The organism is Rummeliibacillus pycnus (genome assembly GCF_044359855.1).
Lineage (GTDB): Bacteria > Bacillota > Bacilli > Bacillales_A > Planococcaceae > Rummeliibacillus > Rummeliibacillus pycnus_A.
The window spans coordinates 793,931-810,707 of sequence record NZ_CP132291.1; the positions used below are offsets into that span (position 1 = coordinate 793,931).

The following is a 16,777-nucleotide window of genomic DNA, read 5'->3' on the forward strand; positions in this document are numbered from 1 at the left end:
ACTCCTTTTAATCAAGCGGTTCTAGTTTTGCTTCGATTAGTTCACGTTCGTCTTCTAAAAATGGCGGTAAATCTAATTTTTGTCCTAGTTCTTCTACTGTTGAATCTGCTGTAAATCCTGGTCCATCTGTTGCCAATTCGAATAATATTCCATTTCTATCACGTACATATAAACTTTGGAAGTAGAAACGGTCTACAATCCCAGATGTATGAAGACCATAATCAATTAATTTTTGATTCCACATTTCAAGTTCCTCTTTATTTTCAACACGAAGAGCTAAATGATGAATACTACCTCGCCCTGGCTTTTCATTAGTTGCCTCAAGCTCTCTCACGACAATTTCACCTGTACGTTCACCTTGCACTAATTGAAGTCGAACAAAACCATCTTCTTTTTCAACTACAGTAAAGCCAAACAAATCTTTCAACAAATTAGCTGTTTTAGCTAAATAACGAACTGTAATGTCAATTGTGCCTTGAGCGAAAATTTGATGCTCATTTGGTACTTCTGAAGAGATGACTGGTTGCCATGTTGTTGGAATTCTAGCTCCATTATTATTTAAAAGCACCATACGTAAATCCTCATGATCCTCAAAGAACAATGCATCCTGCCCCATATAGTTTGTAATTCCACTATGTTTTACATCAAGTTGTTCAAAGCGTTTTTCCCAATATTCTAAGCTTTCATAACTTGGTACTAATAAGCCGATTTGTGTGATAGCATTCGTGCCACGCTTTGTACTCCCTGCAATTGGCATTTCAAAGAAAGTAAGATCTAATCCAGGGCTTCCTACTTCGTCACCGTAAAAGAGATGATACATCGATGGATCATCTTGGTTTACTGTTTTTTTCACGCGTCGTAATCCTAGAATATTTTGATAAAAATGATTATTCTTCTTTCCGTTTTTTGTTAGCATTGAAATATGGTGATGACCTTTCATATAAATCGCTCCCTTTTCAGTTGATTAATCAAGTGATTTCTCAAAAAAATTTACTCTGGTTGTAAACTTTTTTCATGTGTGTGCTTTTGTAACTTTGTTGTTAATTCATATATTAGCTTTAGCTCTTCTTCTGTTAATGCTTCATTGAAGAAGGAGGACTGGAATGCCACTTGCTCTGGCGTTGCAATTTTTAAGATGTCTTCACCTTTTTCGGTCAATGAAATCTTTTTAATCTTCCATTCCTGTTTACGCTCAATCAAGCCGTCTTTCTCAAGTCGAGCTAACATTCGTGAAATTCCACCTTGTGTAACCGTTACTTTTTCAGCAAGTTTGGATTGTGTAATCGGCTGATAGGTTTGAATTTGAATCAGTACATCAAACTGCGCTACTGTTAAATCAAATCGTTTTAAAAACTCATTTGATAAATGATTACTCTCTGTTACGAAGCGTGTCATACGCATCCAAGTAAGTGATTCAAGTGTATTCTTTTTCAATTTGTTGTCCTCCTTTCTTTGTTCTTGTCATCACTTTACTACTCAAGCGATAGGATGTCAATATCCAAAACACGAATTTACTTTAACGCGATCTCTTTTATTTGACTAAGTCGCAAATACGATTGCAAGCATCCACTGGAAAGTTAAAGTCCTAAAATGCTCATTTGTATGAGGTTTACGAAATAATGAAGCCAAAAATTTACTATACTTATAATTCACAGTAACACAAAAGGCTATCGGCAGTTCTCTTTTTTGGGATTTGTCGACAACCATGTTTTTCAAGAGAGGAATGTATAGCTAAAAGCATATCTCCAGTAATTTCATCCTTTACGGATTCAGCAAGTTCTATTCCCATTGGTGCGTTTCTTTTGTTAACTAACAAACTTCTTCAGACTGTATACTTTTCCAGTCTTCTTTCTTTAAAACATAATGGTTGAACTGCTCTCCGTCTATTGCTGCATTTCCATTCAGATGAAATCCGATTTTTTGAATAACTTTATTAGAGCCACCATTATATGGGAGAACAACCGCATTAATGAGTTTCACATTTGTATGCTGAAATAAATATTGGATTAATCCCTTCACAGCTTTTGTTGTATAGCCCTTGTTTCGGTAATGCTTTGAAATCGCATATGCTACTTCTCGGTTTGAGCCACTTAATTCTTCCTTTATCCCTGAAGTACAAAAACCAATAAATTCATCTGATTCTTTTAAGATTATCCCAAGTCTTATAATTTCCTGATTGAGATTCGGAACAGCAGCAAAAAACGCTTTATTATCAGGAATATCTTCGTTTATAGTCCAATCTAAACGCTGTTCTCTAGTAGATTTCCAATCAGGTAGAAATTCAGCCACTTCAGGTTGTGATGTTATTTCAACAATTGCATCCACATCTTCTTCACAAAACTCTCTTAAGTAAAATTCACCACAATCAATTGTAAATAGTTTATTTTCTTTCAACTGAAGACAACTCCTTTTTTATTCAGATTTAGTGGTCTATAAGCCAATTGTTTTGAATTGGTTCTTTTACTTTCATTATAGTTAGCTATCATTTCACATAGAAACCTACTTATTTCATTAATGAGAATAAGCCAATACTGAATAAATCATATGGCTGCATTTAGAGCTCACTTACTTTTAAAATAATGAATTCTAAAATCTATTCATTTATATCCATTACTAACGTATCAAACAAATGATGATCAATATAAACTAACAGTGCCCATTTTCCCGCTTCTGGCAAAACAACATTTGAAGGCATACTAGCATCAGCACCGTTTATTTTACCGCCCATGATCCCCTTTTTTGTCCAAACAGCATCACTAAAAACTGTACTTATTTTTGTAGTATCCTTGTTATAACCAATGACTGTTATTTCCCCTTTATCAATTCCCCAAAAATGCCATAACCACTTTTCCACTTGATTGGCCTTTAATTCTGGTCCTATGAATCCGATTTTATCTTTATTTCCAACCATATCGCTTCTTGATACTGTATCGAATTGGGTAATTTTTTTGTCCCAATTTATTTTTTCAAAATCCTTTTCCGTTACAAATTTCGGTACATCTTGAGGCAAACTCACATTATTTGTACTTTGTTCATCTTGTTTCTTTGCCGAATTGCATCCACTCACAACAAATAAACATAACAATAACAATGCAACTAATTTAGTCTTAGAATTCAACTCCATCCCCCTTAAACATATTTCTTTACATTTAACTTTAACATATAATTACATTTATTATATAAAATTATATTTATTTCAATCATATACAGTATAATGAAATTAATTCGATATAAGAATATAGAAAAATAGTTCAACAGTTATGTATTTTCAAAGGAGTGATGTTATTGAATGAAGCACAAAAATTTTGGAACGGTGCAGCTGCCATTATTATGTCAGATAACAAATTACTGATGGTTAGAGGCAAAGGTACTTCAAGCTGGAGTATTCCTTCAGGAGGCATTGAAGCTGGCGAAACTGCAGAAAAAGCATGTGTAAGAGAAGTATGGGAAGAAACTGGTTATGGAGTAGACATAAATAAATTGTTACATATCAAAAAAGCATTGATCGGAAATTATCATGTCACGACATCTTATTTTCTTTGCAACGTGATTGATGGGCAAATTACATACCACGATCCAGATGAAATTATTGAAGAAATTGCTTGGAAATCGTTTGATGATTTTAAAAATATCCAACAAGATTATCCAGAAGATCGAGAAATGTTATTATCCTATTTCAACGTTGAGAAGTATTGATAAAAATTTAGTGCTTCTTATATTATTTCAAAGATTATTCAGCTTTAGAGGTTGAGGTAGTAATAATCATGGAAAACAAATTGCTCTTAATCTTGAAAAGGAAAGGAGGCAATAATCATGATGAAATTTTATTCTGCTTTAGTTTTTATGGTAGCTATGGTTATTGGTGGTATAGTTTATTGGGATTATACAGAAAGTACAATGAAGGGAAGCTCTGAAAATGGAATGTGGAAAGCAATGTATAAAGAACAAAGAATCGGCGGTACCCCAATAGGGTGGTTAGCGTCCATTAAACAAAAAAACAATGAGACGGTTACTGTAAAAAAACTCATATTTTTAGAAGAAGATAAAGTATTAGTAGAGAGAACAGAGTTTTATGAAGGAAGAGATAATGTTGATGGAACAGAATACTCCCTACATCCCTTTTCATATCCTGATTTATATTTAGGAGATGCTCCTAAAGAAGGTCTTTCATATCAGATTCAAATTATATGGGAAGACAGTAGCGGCAATGAATATAACGATAAAATTAAACTGAGTAAGTTAGAGTGGTGATGTTGATTTACTCACCACTCTAATAATATGAAAGTAAGTTCGCTTATTACAGTTCTTTCAATTTCCGTTTCGCTTCTTCATCCCCCTGCAAAGCAGCTCTTTGATACCAATACTTTGCTTTTTTCATATTGATGGGGGTTCCGGTTCCTGATTCATAGCAGAAGCCAAGATTGAATTCTCCGTCAACATCTTGTTTGTCAGCAGCCATTTGATACCAACGAATCGCCTCTTCACCCCGATCATTTTGGAAGGCTTCATGGCCAAGACGATTGGCAGCAAATACATCGCCTGCTAATGCTGATTGTGTAAACCAATGTTTTGATTTTTCTAGATCTTTTTCGGTGCCAACTCCATTTTCGTACATATACCCTAGTGTATACATGGATTCTGCTACACCTCGTTCTGCAGCAATGGAAAACAGTTCGTATGCACGTTTGTCATCCTTTTCTACATACTCACCGCGAAAATACATATCTGCGTAATTATTCATCGCATCCGCATGCCCTTTTAACGCAGCTTCCTTATAGCACTCAAAGGTCTTCTCCCAATTTTCTTCCACAACCGTCCCATCATAATAGTAATTACCGAGCCAGTAGATTGCATCGATTTTCCCTTGATTGGCTGCTGCTTCATACCAAACAAATGCCCAATCATCATGTCCTATGAATTTATAAAATTCCCCAAGTTCTAACTGAGCATCAGAATTACAGTTCATGGCTTTTTGATAAATTTTTTTCGCTTCTTGTAATTCATCAGCTTCCATGAAAATGGTTACTAATTCATCAGCTGGTTTGATGATTTCTTGTAAGATTGTTTGCAAGTCACGAAGTAAAATGTCATGATATTTTTGTTCATACGTGGAGATATTTTTCACTTGTGTATAGAGGATACCTATATCATCAGAAAAGTCGATTGTTGAAGTATGACAAGATTCAAACACTCGAGAAATGTTTGATATCACATCATTTCCAGTCTCAATTAATGGAATAAAATTTGCAGCTGTAACATTTCCATTTTCAGTAAGTTGTTGCTGCAATTGTTGTAAATTCATGATGGTACACTTCCTTAATTTGTTACTCAAAAATTATATTTTTTATTCTTAACTTCGTATTATTTTAAAATAAAACAAACACCGCGTATAGAGTTAAAACAAAATCTTTAAATCAAGTTATTTCCAAGTTTCATCTAATTTATTTGCATAAAATTCAATTGCTTTCTTATAATCTAAAATATTGTGATCTTGTGATGTCTCAGCAATACATCGTAAGAGAAGTTCCATTGCTTCATGATGTTGTTTTAGATTATATAATGTCATTGCATAAAACACTTGAAGGGCCTTATTGTTTGGAAAGTGTTCTATTGCTTTTTGAAGTGTCTTTTGCGAATTTTCATATTGACCAAGCGTTCTATATGTACTTCCTAATCCTAGTAACGCACGTTCAAGATCTTCATCAGATAAGCCAAGTTGTATAGCTTTTTCATAATAAGGAGCTGCTTTCGCTTCCTCCCCTAATGCATCATAGCTCCATGCACATTGGTAATTCAATTGAGGATTATTCGGAGACATACGAATTAAATCTAATAAACTTTCATTCGATTCCTTTAACATACCTTTTTCTCTTAATTTAATCGCTTTTTGTAATCTTTCATCCATTTCGCTTTTAATCTCCTTCTAATACTAGAATATTTATCTATTTATTAAAAAAGGCGAACAAAAAATACATACTGTCTTAGATGCCTAATTCTCTTTTAAATGGTGTCATTATCGTTCCCCTTTTAGAGTTTCTGCCTTTTCTGGACGACGACTATAAAAAGCGCAATTAAAATCAGGCTGTAGATGAAAATCCAGCCAAACTGCCAGTAATACTCTGCATGTAAAGAGGTAATTTTATCACCTACACTCATGTTTTCAAGGGGATGACGCAGAGGCGGAAAAAGCCAGTTTAATGCTTTTATTTTTAGAATATCAGCTTTCGCCACTGCTAGAATCAAGGAAACAATCAGAATACTGATTACTCCCCACCATGAATTTACACTGCTTTTTACAAGGTCCCTTGTAAAAAATAAGGAAAGCGCAATCGAAAGAACGGCAAAACTAAAATGCGCCAATAACCCAATCACAAGATGAATGGTATGGTACCCAGGGGTAAAGGCTTGAATAACAACAGGATAAGCTACGGCTACAATGCTAAGTAGCAGACCAACCACTGCACAATTGATCACGAGGGCAAGGTAATATCCTCTTTTATTTTTGGCATGCATAAGGGTAATTTGTTTTTGCCCTTCGTCCTCTGCATGTAAAATGGTGATTGTGACCCAGCCCATTATAAAAAACAGTACGAGTGAAGTAAATGAGTAACTGTCCAAGATTGGATTAGGTACATAAGTGTAATTGATGACGAGCATCATGATAAAGACAGAAACCGGAGGGATGTATTTGTGTGTTCGAAAATAATTCGCGAATTGGTAGTGAATCAAACCTTTCATTGTTGCGTTTCTCCTCCTTCTTTAAAACTGTTTCAAAAATTCTGTTTCTTTCTTATGTAAAGGTGTTAAAAGTTTAATTGAGGCCCCACGGTCCAGAAATTCTCTTACAATCTTATTGGTTTGTTCTTGACTGATATTTACTTCGAACAACCTTCGTCCGGAACTGATTTCCATATCTTTCACAATGATTACTTTTTCTAATAATGGAACAATTGATACGGTGTTCGAGAGTTCAAACACAACCTTGTTCATGAGCTCACCCTGTGGCTGCTGGCTGCCCGTCTGGATGATTTTGCGTTGATGGATGACGAGTATTTGGTCCGCAACCTTTTCGAGTAGCTTAGTCTCGTGACAGGTTAAAATAACACTAATGTTCCTTTCCTTTAAGGAGATTAACAGTTCTTCCAATTCGATTTGTGCCTTTAGATCAAGACCGGAAAGCGGCTCATCCATGATCAGCAGATCTGTTTCTTCCAGCATCGCCTGCATGATAGTTACTTTTTGTTTCATCCCTTTTGAAAAATGAACAATCCTGTTGTTTCGATCGTCTTCCATATGAAATATTTTCAGCAAGGTGTTAATTCGCTGCTGCAGCCACTCTTTCTGCAGTCCCCGGATCATCCCCATATGTGTCAGATACTCTGCCGGCGTAAAGGGAATCACCACCGGGGTCACCTCTGGTACGTATCCAATCCGGACAGGCTCTCCGTTCCGATAAAAAATCTGCCCGCTATCAGGCTTCGTTAACCCACCAATCATTTTCAATAACGTACTTTTTCCCGATCCGTTTTTTCCGACAATGGCTGTAACCTGGCTGGAAGGAATCGAAATGGACACCCCTTCCAAGACCGATTTGTTTTTAAATGATTTGGTTACATTCTGTAATTCTATAATTGTGTCCACTTTTACACACCCTTTCTCTCTAGTTAAAAGAACGAATCTGCGTATTCCAAACAAATAAATACAATGCAGAATAATGTAGCTGAATCAACAGCCCTCATCTGTCCCCCACACATAAAATACATTTAATATTTTGAGAATACTTGATGCTTAGTTTTCATCTAAATTTCATCCCATGCATATGTTAATAAATTGGCTTGTCCCCCTGCTATTTGGATGGTGCATTGATCAATCAGCTTTGCTCCTAATTTTTCATAAAAGTAACGACTTTTATTTTCTTCCAGTACTTTAACAATGGCGTTTTTGAAACCCTTTTGTTTAAATTTCTCAATCAAATAACCAAGCAATTCCTTACCATATCCTTTTCCCTGATATTCTTCATAAAAATAAATGGATGTAATATCACCATCATATGAAGGGTACTCCCCCTCTTTCACTTTTGCTCCACTTGCAAAGCCAATAATTTTGTCATCTACAATTGCAACAATCACTATATCTTCAACACGTTGCATATTGCTTATCCATAGGTCTGTCCTTTGTTCAACTGATAGATTTTGCAAGAAATTATCACTCATAATCCCCTTATAAGTCGTTTGCCAGCTACGAACATGAACTTTTGCAATTTCCTTAGCATCTTCTATTTTTGCCTCTTGAATCATCATTTTCATAGATTTTCCCCCTTCACTATAATAAAAAACTCCAATATTCCTTCATTTCACTTAACATTGACAAACACACAACCACCATTTCCAAAAAATTAATATAAAGAAGTCTCTATTTATATTCGCCACGCCTCATCTTAAATGTCTAAGCCTCGTTGTGTCTCTCGGAAATAATTTGTTTTTGGGCTTTTTTTGTTAACTTTTCAAAAACTAAATTATATGAATGTAGAATTAAATTTTCTATTAAATCAGTGGGTAAACTTGAATCAATATAGATAGAGTTCCAGTGTGTTTTGTTCATATAATAGCCAGGGACAATACTTTCATAAACCTCTCTTAACTCTTCAGCTTGAGTAGGTTCACATTTTAAAGTTATAATAGGTTTTCCTTCAGAATCTCCTCCCATCATCGCAAACATCTTTCCACCAACATGATAACGATCTGCTTGCCAATCTACTTGATAATCATGTGTTGCCCCAAGCAGAGTCAAACAAAATGAGTGTAGTTGTACTTTTTCCATTAAAAGCCCTCCTTTTTTATTATTCCAATTCCATTCACTAATCGACAAAGTATGATTTTGTACATTTTACCATTAAAAGATATAAATGTATGTAAAATAGAAAGTATTTATTATTGAATCCTTTTTTTGCTACAGACAGTTGCTTTCCGCGAACAAGAATCGGAGCTTGTACAAAGTAAGATGGAAAAAGCTTAATTCTTTCCAATTATCAAAAAATGCCTCCTTTTAAATTTTAGAAAAGAAGGCACTTTTTTTATATTATCTAAAACACTGATAATGTATTATATTACGTCTATTTACTACACGGAAACTCCATCTTCTATTTCGGCTACTCCAGCGATAACCAAATATTTGATCCCTTGTTACTGCAATTGGGAAAAACCAAAAATTAGCTCCATCGAATGTCCAAATATACGTATTAGTGAATAGGCAAGAGTGTATGCCACTAGACCCTTGTTGCCATGTAGGCATAAATGGTACAAATTCTGGTGGTGCTGATGTTGGCATTTGACCTCCTGGTGGGCCTCCTGATGGCGGTCCAAATGATGGTGGGCCTGATGGGAATCCTGATGGTGGTCCCATCGGAGGTCCAAAGGATGGTGGACCTGATGGGAATCCTGGTGGTGGTCCCATTGGTGGTATATTCTGTCCTCCTGGAAATTGTGGTGAAGTCAATTGAAATCCTCCTTTCTTCATAACGTAATATATGAAGAAATAGATGTTTGCCCTCCACAATGGCCCGCTTTATATACGAAATTTTACTGAAATTTTCTAACCATCATTTATAGTCTTTAGAATATTTCAATAAAGTGTTTAATAATATGGCAAATACACCATTTCCCAAGTATTTGTTTCACTCAAAAATAGAGCAATAAAAAACATACCTAAGGAGAACTTTGAAAATATTTATACTATTTTTTCCCTCTTGTCTTACTTTCCAACTAAAACAAAGACATTTTCATCAGGTGCCTCCATTACAGCAACATGTCCAGATTCAGTTGCAAATGGAGTTCTAATCCATTGGATTTCTTCGTTAATGCTCAGTTCGGCATATACTTGTTGCACATCTTCAACAAGTATTTCAAGTTCTAAGAAATTGTTTTCTGGATGATTACTTAGAACAAATTCTGAACTGTCTTTTTGAGGAAATTTTAAGCCAATCAAAGTCCAAGTAGCCCCATTTTCCAAGTTTCTTTCAATCTTCCAATTTTCCGTTAACCCCATCGAAGTATAAAATGAAACTGATTTTTCGATATCCTTAGTATGAATACAAACACATTCTAATTTCTTAAACAATTGCCACATCCCCTTATTTCTTAATTTAGTAATTTAAGAACAAACGTTCTATATAACTAATAGTACTATTTACCATTTATTAATGCAACAATTTGTCAGAAAATTCCCTTTAAAAATTGTCTATATTAAATAAAGGATCTGTTTAACTTAATTGTTGTTTTTCTTCAAAATAATAAGCTTATTCTAAAATCAAATTCGAATCACGAATGACAAAAGATCACGACCTAAATAACATTTAGCTTTTAGTAATGCATTCTAGGCAATGGTGGATCAGGAGTAAAAGTATCAATTGCAACTACGATAAGAAAAATAGTCCACATTATCATTGCAAATACACTACCAATTTTAATTAATTTGATTTGAATTTCTGATAGCTCTGGAGTTTCTTTGTATCTCCATTTATCAAAATAGAAATAACTTTCTTCTGGGTCATAGAAACTCCAAATACCAAACAAGTAAATCGGAATCGAAAATACGATGCTAATAAATAACATTTCATGACCTCCAATGGAATTTTATTCTATTTACGTATATAAATCCTTTTAAGTTTCATTAAACTGTTCATTTTTACCTAAGGCAACTTGCTTTTACTTTCAATATCAATCATTATTTTACGAACATCTACCAGAAACTTGTTTTAAATAAAAAAACCACTTTGAAAATCAATTCAAAATGGTTTCTTTTGGTTATTATATTTCGTATACGACAATCCATTGCTAGTTATCATGATTTTTCTCGACAAATTCTTTAAGTGAGAGTAACTTTTCATCCCAATATTGTTCAAAAAAGATTAGCCAATCTTTAATATCTGTTAATGGTTGTGGGTTTAGCTTATAACGATTTTCTCGCCCAACTCTTTGATTACTTACAAGTCCAGCATCTAAAAGAACTTGTAAATGTTTATTTACAGCTGTCCGACTTATTGGAAAATGTTTTGTAATCTCACTAATAGGCAGTTCATTGTTTGCAAGTAATTTTAACAATTTGCGACGAGTAGGATCTGCAATTGCTTGAAAAACGTCATGTCGAGCTTCCGATGAAGCCATTTTATGCCTCGATGTACTTTGGTAAGCTGACGTTGACTATTTTTTCCCAGCCACCATCCATTATTCCGCGAATCATTGTATGCGGTTGTCCAAACTCGGTATTTTTTTCTTCATCCCAACCAGAGTGAATTAATGTGAATTCTGTTTTTCCTGCTTCTAATTCTTTTAATTCCATTGTCAAATGCCAATCTTTACCCCAGTCAAATCCTACTTTGTAAGGTGGATCAAGTTCTGTTACTTTACATGGAGAATCACCAAATTGAGCAGCATGTAGGATGAAGTCACGTCCTAATTCAGCTTCAAAAGTATTGGGCATCCACCATGCACCAATTCCTTCAGATGTTGAAATAGCTTTCCATGCTTTCTCTATAGGTGCATTAAGAATAATTGTTTTACGTATTTCTGGTAATGTATTTGCCATTAATGTATAACCTCCGCAGTTAAATGTAACACCTTTTAGTGTTACATTTATTATAACACCTTTTAGTGTTATTTTGTACACTAAAATTAAATTTATACATCCTTATTATCTTTGAACTTTTAGTTGGCCTAAATTACTTTTGTATAATTCATATAGAGAGCTTTCAGTTTTTCAAACGCAGCTTCAAAATCTAATGAGATTACTGAAATTTGAGTTAATCGATGTTTTTTCAAATACATACTTTCATCATGCAAAAGTAAACCATTCAGTTTTGCATCATCACTAAAATATTCAAGTTCCAATGGTAATTTCATCGATACAATCATTGGATATAAAGATTTTTGAACTATACAATATTGTAAGAATGGCGATTTGAATATTTGTTCCATTCTTATTTGAAGTAGGTCAAATCGCTCGGGATATTCTTGTAATGCTAAAAGTGTATTTGCCACTAAGAATGCAGGGATTGTAAATGGCAGCGGATGATTAAAATAATGTACTAAGTTCATATAGAGAGGTGCATCATTTTTTTGTAGTTTTCCATTTGTAAATATAAATGCTAATCCACTCATTGCACCGAGTGACTTTCCGCTCACAGCGGTTGCTATATGTAATTGTTCCATTGAAAATGAAAAAGAGCCAAATGAGCTAATACAGTCTGCACAAACTTTAACATTATATTTTTGGGCTAACTTGAGTATCGGTTCAAAATCGTTGCAAATACCTATAGAAGTCTCACCGTGTACAAAGCAAATCCAATGATAGTTTCCTGTCCATAAATTCTGTTCAATCTCCAATAAATTAAACGATTCTCCCCATTTATACGTACAAAGATCAAAGTTTAAATGCCATTTCTTCCCTTGTCGTATTAGTCGTTCACCAAATTCTCCATTTGAGATTATTAACCCTTTTGTTTCTTTAAAATCTGCTTTCATTTGACCAAGCATTACATCGTTTGCCAAGGTACCTGTTCCGACAAGTGTTGTAACATGTTTTGCGTTTGATAATTCCAGAAGCTTCACTCTCATCTCATTATATAGAGATAAAAACTCTGAAGATCGATGTGAAGTTCCTGTATGTGTAAGTGGTTGTTCTTGTTCAACGGGTCCCGGAAAAAAAGTATTTTGAGTTAATCTTATACGTTCACTCATTTTGGATCCGTTTTTCCGTGTTAATATCATAGGCATAAATTTCGCATCTTCTGTCCCAACTTCTTCAGCAAATTGCTGAAAACCTAATTGATTATAAAGTTTTTTCTCTCTCGTAATACCCGAAATAACAGCAGCCGTATAGCCTCTATCATACACATAAGAATAGATACCTTTAGCTAGTTGACTAAATACCCGTCCATTTCGAAATTCTTTTTTGACAGCTAAAAGTCGTATTTCACAGAGTTTATGGCAAACTTCTTTCGCCAACAACAACTCCACATTTCCAATTTTCTCATCTAACGAAAATGGACGCTTATCTCGAAATGCAAGCATACCTACCATCTCTGTTCCTTTGTATACAAGCAAATATGTATTTTCAGAATGGAAGCGATCTATTAATCTTTTCTTTTCATTTGGTCGATGCTGTGGTATTTCCTCTACAAATGTTTCATAATTTAATTTAGCAATTTCATCAAATTCCTTATCGGTCCTGGCAATTTTACACCAATACATATTCAAATCACTTCTTTCATTAAGTTTTCACGATGTTTCCAAGTTATAAACAAAAAGCTAATAATTATTGGGCTATACATTGGTAGATGAAGAAGATAAATACAAAAACTGTATGTAAGGTAACCAAACACCATACTGGATGTCAAACTCTTTGTAAATGGCAAGGTCACTACTGTTCCGCAAATTAGCATTAAAAAGAGCGAAGGGTTTAAACTTAATAATCCACCAATCATTGTAGCTACTCCTTTTCCACCCTTTAGACGTAACCAAAATGGAAAAAGATGCCCTAAAATACAAATTACAACTCCAAAAGAGACCATGATCTCATCAAACTCAAAAAATCTTCCTATATAAACAACAATTGCACCTTTTAAACCATCAAACAATAGTGTAATAACAAATGCCCATTTTCCTAGGGTCCGTCCTGCATTTCGCGCCCCTAGGTTTCCGCTGTTTTTCTGTTGCAATGATATACCGTACCATTTACCCACGAACCAAGCAGACATAAAGGTCCCAATGAAGTAACAAAACAACAAGTAATAAAAATTCTCCAATAAAGCACCTACTTTAATCATTTATGTTTACATTTTCATTTTTTATAGTTCTCCAACAATATAAACTTTCTATAATTACTAATTATTCCCTTGAATTTATTGTAAAACACTCTAAGTAATATTCCCACATCATTTGGATAAAGCATTTTTTATACTAAAAGAATACTGACTAATAAAGCTTTCTATAAAAAAATGATGATATTTCATTTCAAGCATTTACTTAGTGTGCCACTCCAGATGGCGCTTTCCGCGGGCGAGCGGTGAGCCTCCTCGGAAGCTAAAACACTATGCTCCTGCATCGCTTCGCTAGCTTCGTCGCAGGACTCTGAATGGACCTCACTGAATTCCTCGCGCGAAGGAAATGCGGATGCATTTTCGAGGACTTGCCATCTTCCGCTTTAAAGACAATGTTCTAATAGATATTACATATAACAATTGCCCATTTAATATTCCGGTTTTTTATAAAATCTTTGAATTATGAAATTGATTCAGCTAGATAAATATCAATCTAGAATTCTTAGCATATACTGAAATTGACGACTAATTTGAAGGTGGCGGTTCTTTGTTTATTTATGTCGTAAAGTATGGCGATTCAATCTTTTCTATTGCCAATAAGTTTCGGGTTACGATGGATAGTATTAGAATAATGAATGGTTTATCTTCCGATTCGATTGTACCTGGTCAAGATTTACTGATACCTACAGATCAATATATTGTCCAACCCGGTGATTCATTATATTCAATTTCTCAAATGGCTATGGTTCCTGTTCAAACAATTCAAGCTTATAACGGTCTTCACTCTACAAATCTGACTGTAGGAATGCGGCTTTATCTTCCACCTCGTAAAAAATATAGTGCTTATAGTTTTGGATATATAACTGTTACTACCCCAGAAAACGATCAACTTCTCGTACAGAATTATTCACCATACAATACTTATTATGGTATTTTCGAACATCATATTAGTGCTGATGGCAGTTTAAGTGACTTGGATGATCAACAAATCGTTAGAATGTCTAGACAATATTTTGTAGCTCCAATTGCAGTTATTACTAATTTAACTGCTAGTGGTTTTAGCTCCCAAATCGTGAAACAAGTTTTATCTTCACCAGCACTAAGGCAACAACTAATCGATAATATCTATAATCTGGTGAAAAGTAAAAACTATGCAGGGGTTAATATTGACTTTGAACTAGTCCCTGTTGAAGAAAGAGATAATTTTACAAGCTTCTTGCGGGCATTGAGTAGTCGTTTAAGACCTGAAGGATTATCTACTTCGGTAGCAGTACCATACAAAACAGGTGATAATGAGCCTCCTTACAATAGGGGCTACGATTACGGTGGCATCGGTGCAGCAGTTGATTTTGTTTTCCTTATGGCATACGACTGGCATGAGTTGAGTAGTGAACCTGGTCCAGTAGCGCCAATTGGTGAAGTAATGAAGACAGTAAATTATGCAATTGGAAAAATGGGACGAAACAAAATACTTCTTGGAGTTCCTCGATATGGCTATGATTGGACATTAACGGATAGCGGCGATGTGATAACCGCTAAAGCAATTTCTGTCGCAGATGCTTATAAAACAGCGATGAGCCATAATGTACCCATTCAATATTCTGCACAATATCAACAACCTTTCTTCTATTATTACGATACAACAGGTAGAAGACATATTGTTTGGTTTGAAGACGCTCGTGCACTCTCTAAAAAGCTCCAACTTATTGTTGACCAACGTTTAAGAGGTATTGGATCATGGCAACTCGGTTTACCATTTACTCAATCTGCCGTTTTATTTAATGAGTTCTTTAGAATTAGAAAAATCCTCTAATTTTAAAGCTTTTCTTGTACAGATAATACTAACTTACATTTAAATTTGGATGTTTTGCATTATATACAAAACAAATTTATCATCGTCATAAAAAAACGCCCGTTCAAATCATTGAACGGGCGTTTCAGATTGTCGGCAAATTGTTCGAGTGGGCAAGCTTCCAATACATTTTTAAATATTTTTATAATAGTTTTGAATTTATCCTAGCTTTTCAATGATAATTGCATTATCACTTGTATCGGCGTCTTGATTATAAATCACTCGATTATAAAACGTAGCATTTGATGTTGAGACATACGGTACTAGCCACAAAAATCCTATTCCTAAAGAAAATAAACAGAGTATACCCCAACCAATAAAGCTAAGTTGCAATAAAAAATAATTCCATTTAAACCCATTCATTCTTCTTCTACTCTCTGATATTGCTTCAAGAATAGTATATTCAGGATGATCACGTAATATGTAAAATGTTTGTGAGTAAGCAATGGTTTTTATTATTCCTGGAATAATTAATAACAATGACCATAAAATCACAAAAATTTTCTGCAATATATCTGCTACAATTAATTTTATTGGGGTTTTTCCGTTATGATAGACTGATAATACAGTAGAAATCTGAGGTTTGTTTTCCCGTACTAAAGATAAATAGAACCAATATACTCCAATTAATAAAGGAATTAGTGAAATATCAATAATTAGATATAAAACCACCATTACATTGGTTATTTCATCATGGTTAAACCATACATAAAGTCCACTTGTTAAAACAAGGTTAAGGAGGCTAATCATAAAGAGTATGACATAAAACAATATAGACATTATAAAAGTAAGTAATACAGATAGTCCCCAATTTCCTTTTAACGATTGTAAAGATTCTCTCTTAATTTCAGAAATTCGAATATTCAATAATATCCCCCTTTTGAAACATAATTTGAAACTTTAATTAAAATCTTAAATGAATAAATTCTCGTTTTTTGAATACGAAATTTCAAAAAATTAAACCAATAATAGATACACTCCTACTTTTCACATCATCTCCTCCAATTTTATATTATTGTACGCATGTAAATATATTATATAATAAATAAAAATTCCAAACTACCATTTATTGTATTTATTGAGTAATTAAGGATAAATTACCCAGTTAG

At 34.1% G+C, this 16,777-nt stretch carries 21 protein-coding genes; 3 read left to right on the forward strand and 18 right to left on the reverse strand.

The genetic code is table 11. From position 1 onward, the window contains the following. Nucleotides 1-7: 7 nt before the first annotated feature. The 4 genes from Q8X41_RS03850 to Q8X41_RS03865 all read right to left on the reverse strand — a co-directional run bounded on the left by Q8X41_RS03850 (nucleotide 8) and on the right by Q8X41_RS03865 (nucleotide 3,118). Entirely contained in the window at nucleotides 8-940 is a 933-nt protein-coding gene (locus tag Q8X41_RS03850; protein WP_397538940.1) for a ring-cleaving dioxygenase, read from the reverse strand. A 50-nt stretch (nucleotides 941-990) separates the two neighbouring features. Next, nucleotides 991-1,434, reverse strand: coding sequence for a MarR family winged helix-turn-helix transcriptional regulator (locus Q8X41_RS03855; protein WP_397538941.1), 444 nt, complete (start codon nucleotides 1,432-1,434; stop codon nucleotides 991-993). A gap of 375 nt (nucleotides 1,435-1,809) precedes the next feature. Further along, complete coding sequence (locus Q8X41_RS03860) at nucleotides 1,810-2,394, reverse strand: GNAT family N-acetyltransferase (protein ID WP_397538942.1); 585 nt, start codon at nucleotides 2,392-2,394, stop codon at nucleotides 1,810-1,812. A gap of 199 nt (nucleotides 2,395-2,593) precedes the next feature. Continuing rightward, nucleotides 2,594-3,118, reverse strand: coding sequence for a hypothetical protein (locus Q8X41_RS03865; RefSeq protein ID WP_397538943.1), 525 nt, complete (start codon nucleotides 3,116-3,118; stop codon nucleotides 2,594-2,596). Nucleotides 3,119-3,285: 167 nt separating this feature from the next. On the opposite strand from Q8X41_RS03865, the gene Q8X41_RS03870 reads away from it, so the two are divergent. Together Q8X41_RS03870 and Q8X41_RS03875 are read left to right on the forward strand one after the other, a co-directional pair. Next, nucleotides 3,286-3,696, forward strand: a complete 411-nt coding sequence (locus Q8X41_RS03870; protein WP_397538944.1) for an NUDIX hydrolase — start codon at nucleotides 3,286-3,288, stop codon at nucleotides 3,694-3,696. A 117-nt stretch (nucleotides 3,697-3,813) separates the two neighbouring features. Then, nucleotides 3,814-4,251: a hypothetical protein gene (locus Q8X41_RS03875; protein WP_397538945.1), complete on the forward strand. Its 438-nt coding sequence runs from the start codon at nucleotides 3,814-3,816 to the stop codon at nucleotides 4,249-4,251. A 46-nt stretch (nucleotides 4,252-4,297) separates the two neighbouring features. Here the strand turns inward: Q8X41_RS03875 and Q8X41_RS03880 are convergent, their stop codons facing one another. From Q8X41_RS03880 to Q8X41_RS03940, 13 genes are all read right to left on the reverse strand, one after another. After that, nucleotides 4,298-5,302 (reverse strand): tetratricopeptide repeat protein, encoded by a 1,005-nt coding sequence (locus Q8X41_RS03880; protein ID WP_397538946.1) that lies wholly within the window; start codon nucleotides 5,300-5,302, stop codon nucleotides 4,298-4,300. Nucleotides 5,303-5,419: 117 nt separating this feature from the next. Continuing rightward, nucleotides 5,420-5,905: a tetratricopeptide repeat protein gene (locus tag Q8X41_RS03885; protein ID WP_397538947.1), complete on the reverse strand. Its 486-nt coding sequence runs from the start codon at nucleotides 5,903-5,905 to the stop codon at nucleotides 5,420-5,422. Between the two features lie 122 nt (nucleotides 5,906-6,027). Continuing rightward, the gene (locus Q8X41_RS03890; RefSeq protein ID WP_397538948.1) at nucleotides 6,028-6,738 is read right to left on the reverse strand and encodes an ABC transporter permease; all 711 of its coding nucleotides are present in this window, start codon (nucleotides 6,736-6,738) and stop codon (nucleotides 6,028-6,030) included. Nucleotides 6,739-6,759: 21 nt separating this feature from the next. After that, nucleotides 6,760-7,641, reverse strand: a complete 882-nt coding sequence (locus Q8X41_RS03895; protein WP_397538949.1) for an ABC transporter ATP-binding protein — start codon at nucleotides 7,639-7,641, stop codon at nucleotides 6,760-6,762. Between the two features lie 158 nt (nucleotides 7,642-7,799). Next, entirely contained in the window at nucleotides 7,800-8,306 is a 507-nt protein-coding gene (locus tag Q8X41_RS03900; RefSeq protein ID WP_397538950.1) for a GNAT family N-acetyltransferase, read from the reverse strand. Between the two features lie 139 nt (nucleotides 8,307-8,445). After that, complete coding sequence (locus Q8X41_RS03905) at nucleotides 8,446-8,820, reverse strand: MmcQ/YjbR family DNA-binding protein (protein ID WP_397538951.1); 375 nt, start codon at nucleotides 8,818-8,820, stop codon at nucleotides 8,446-8,448. Nucleotides 8,821-9,078: 258 nt separating this feature from the next. Further along, on the reverse strand, nucleotides 9,079-9,495 hold the full coding sequence (locus tag Q8X41_RS03910) for a collagen-like protein (protein ID WP_397538952.1): 417 nt from the start codon (nucleotides 9,493-9,495) through the stop codon (nucleotides 9,079-9,081). Between the two features lie 255 nt (nucleotides 9,496-9,750). Continuing rightward, nucleotides 9,751-10,116: a VOC family protein gene (locus tag Q8X41_RS03915; protein WP_397538953.1), complete on the reverse strand. Its 366-nt coding sequence runs from the start codon at nucleotides 10,114-10,116 to the stop codon at nucleotides 9,751-9,753. Between the two features lie 242 nt (nucleotides 10,117-10,358). Continuing rightward, complete coding sequence (locus Q8X41_RS03920; RefSeq protein WP_397538954.1) at nucleotides 10,359-10,610, reverse strand: hypothetical protein; 252 nt, start codon at nucleotides 10,608-10,610, stop codon at nucleotides 10,359-10,361. 222 nt (nucleotides 10,611-10,832) lie between these two features. Then, a complete protein-coding gene (locus Q8X41_RS03925; RefSeq protein ID WP_397538955.1) occupies nucleotides 10,833-11,162 on the reverse strand; it encodes an ArsR/SmtB family transcription factor in 330 nt (109 codons plus the stop codon). Nucleotide 11,163: 1 nt separating this feature from the next. Further along, nucleotides 11,164-11,583: an SRPBCC domain-containing protein gene (locus Q8X41_RS03930; protein ID WP_397538956.1), complete on the reverse strand. Its 420-nt coding sequence runs from the start codon at nucleotides 11,581-11,583 to the stop codon at nucleotides 11,164-11,166. A gap of 128 nt (nucleotides 11,584-11,711) precedes the next feature. Next, the gene (locus Q8X41_RS03935; protein ID WP_397538957.1) at nucleotides 11,712-13,247 is read right to left on the reverse strand and encodes an aminotransferase class V-fold PLP-dependent enzyme; all 1,536 of its coding nucleotides are present in this window, start codon (nucleotides 13,245-13,247) and stop codon (nucleotides 11,712-11,714) included. 2 nt (nucleotides 13,248-13,249) lie between these two features. Continuing rightward, on the reverse strand, nucleotides 13,250-13,822 hold the full coding sequence (locus Q8X41_RS03940; RefSeq protein ID WP_397538958.1) for a glycerol-3-phosphate acyltransferase: 573 nt from the start codon (nucleotides 13,820-13,822) through the stop codon (nucleotides 13,250-13,252). Nucleotides 13,823-14,363: 541 nt separating this feature from the next. Between Q8X41_RS03940 and Q8X41_RS03945 the strand changes: the two genes are divergently transcribed. Further along, complete coding sequence (locus tag Q8X41_RS03945) at nucleotides 14,364-15,629, forward strand: glycosyl hydrolase family 18 protein (RefSeq protein ID WP_397538959.1); 1,266 nt, start codon at nucleotides 14,364-14,366, stop codon at nucleotides 15,627-15,629. 198 nt (nucleotides 15,630-15,827) lie between these two features. On the opposite strand, the gene Q8X41_RS03950 is transcribed toward Q8X41_RS03945, so the two are convergent. Further along, nucleotides 15,828-16,535: a DUF975 family protein gene (locus tag Q8X41_RS03950; protein ID WP_397538960.1), complete on the reverse strand. Its 708-nt coding sequence runs from the start codon at nucleotides 16,533-16,535 to the stop codon at nucleotides 15,828-15,830. Nucleotides 16,536-16,777 lie beyond the last annotated feature (242 nt).

Bases quoted from the DNA above. Each gene is read 5' to 3' on its own strand.
- Q8X41_RS03850 (WP_397538940.1), bottom strand. From the start codon at position 940: ATGAAAGGTCATCACCATATTTCAATGCTAACAAAAAACGGAAAGAAG.
- Q8X41_RS03875 (WP_397538945.1), top strand. From the start codon at position 3,814: ATGATGAAATTTTATTCTGCTTTAGTTTTTATGGTAGCTATGGTTATT.
- Q8X41_RS03880 (WP_397538946.1), bottom strand. From the start codon at position 5,302: ATGAATTTACAACAATTGCAGCAACAACTTACTGAAAATGGAAATGTT.
- Q8X41_RS03885 (WP_397538947.1), bottom strand. From the start codon at position 5,905: ATGGATGAAAGATTACAAAAAGCGATTAAATTAAGAGAAAAAGGTATG.
- Q8X41_RS03890 (WP_397538948.1), bottom strand. From the start codon at position 6,738: ATGAAAGGTTTGATTCACTACCAATTCGCGAATTATTTTCGAACACAC.
- Q8X41_RS03900 (WP_397538950.1), bottom strand. From the start codon at position 8,306: ATGAAAATGATGATTCAAGAGGCAAAAATAGAAGATGCTAAGGAAATT.
- Q8X41_RS03905 (WP_397538951.1), bottom strand. From the start codon at position 8,820: ATGGAAAAAGTACAACTACACTCATTTTGTTTGACTCTGCTTGGGGCA.
- Q8X41_RS03920 (WP_397538954.1), bottom strand. From the start codon at position 10,610: ATGTTATTTATTAGCATCGTATTTTCGATTCCGATTTACTTGTTTGGT.
- Q8X41_RS03925 (WP_397538955.1), bottom strand. From the start codon at position 11,162: ATGGCTTCATCGGAAGCTCGACATGACGTTTTTCAAGCAATTGCAGAT.
- Q8X41_RS03930 (WP_397538956.1), bottom strand. From the start codon at position 11,583: ATGGCAAATACATTACCAGAAATACGTAAAACAATTATTCTTAATGCA.
- Q8X41_RS03935 (WP_397538957.1), bottom strand. From the start codon at position 13,247: ATGTATTGGTGTAAAATTGCCAGGACCGATAAGGAATTTGATGAAATT.
- Q8X41_RS03940 (WP_397538958.1), bottom strand. From the start codon at position 13,822: ATGATTAAAGTAGGTGCTTTATTGGAGAATTTTTATTACTTGTTGTTT.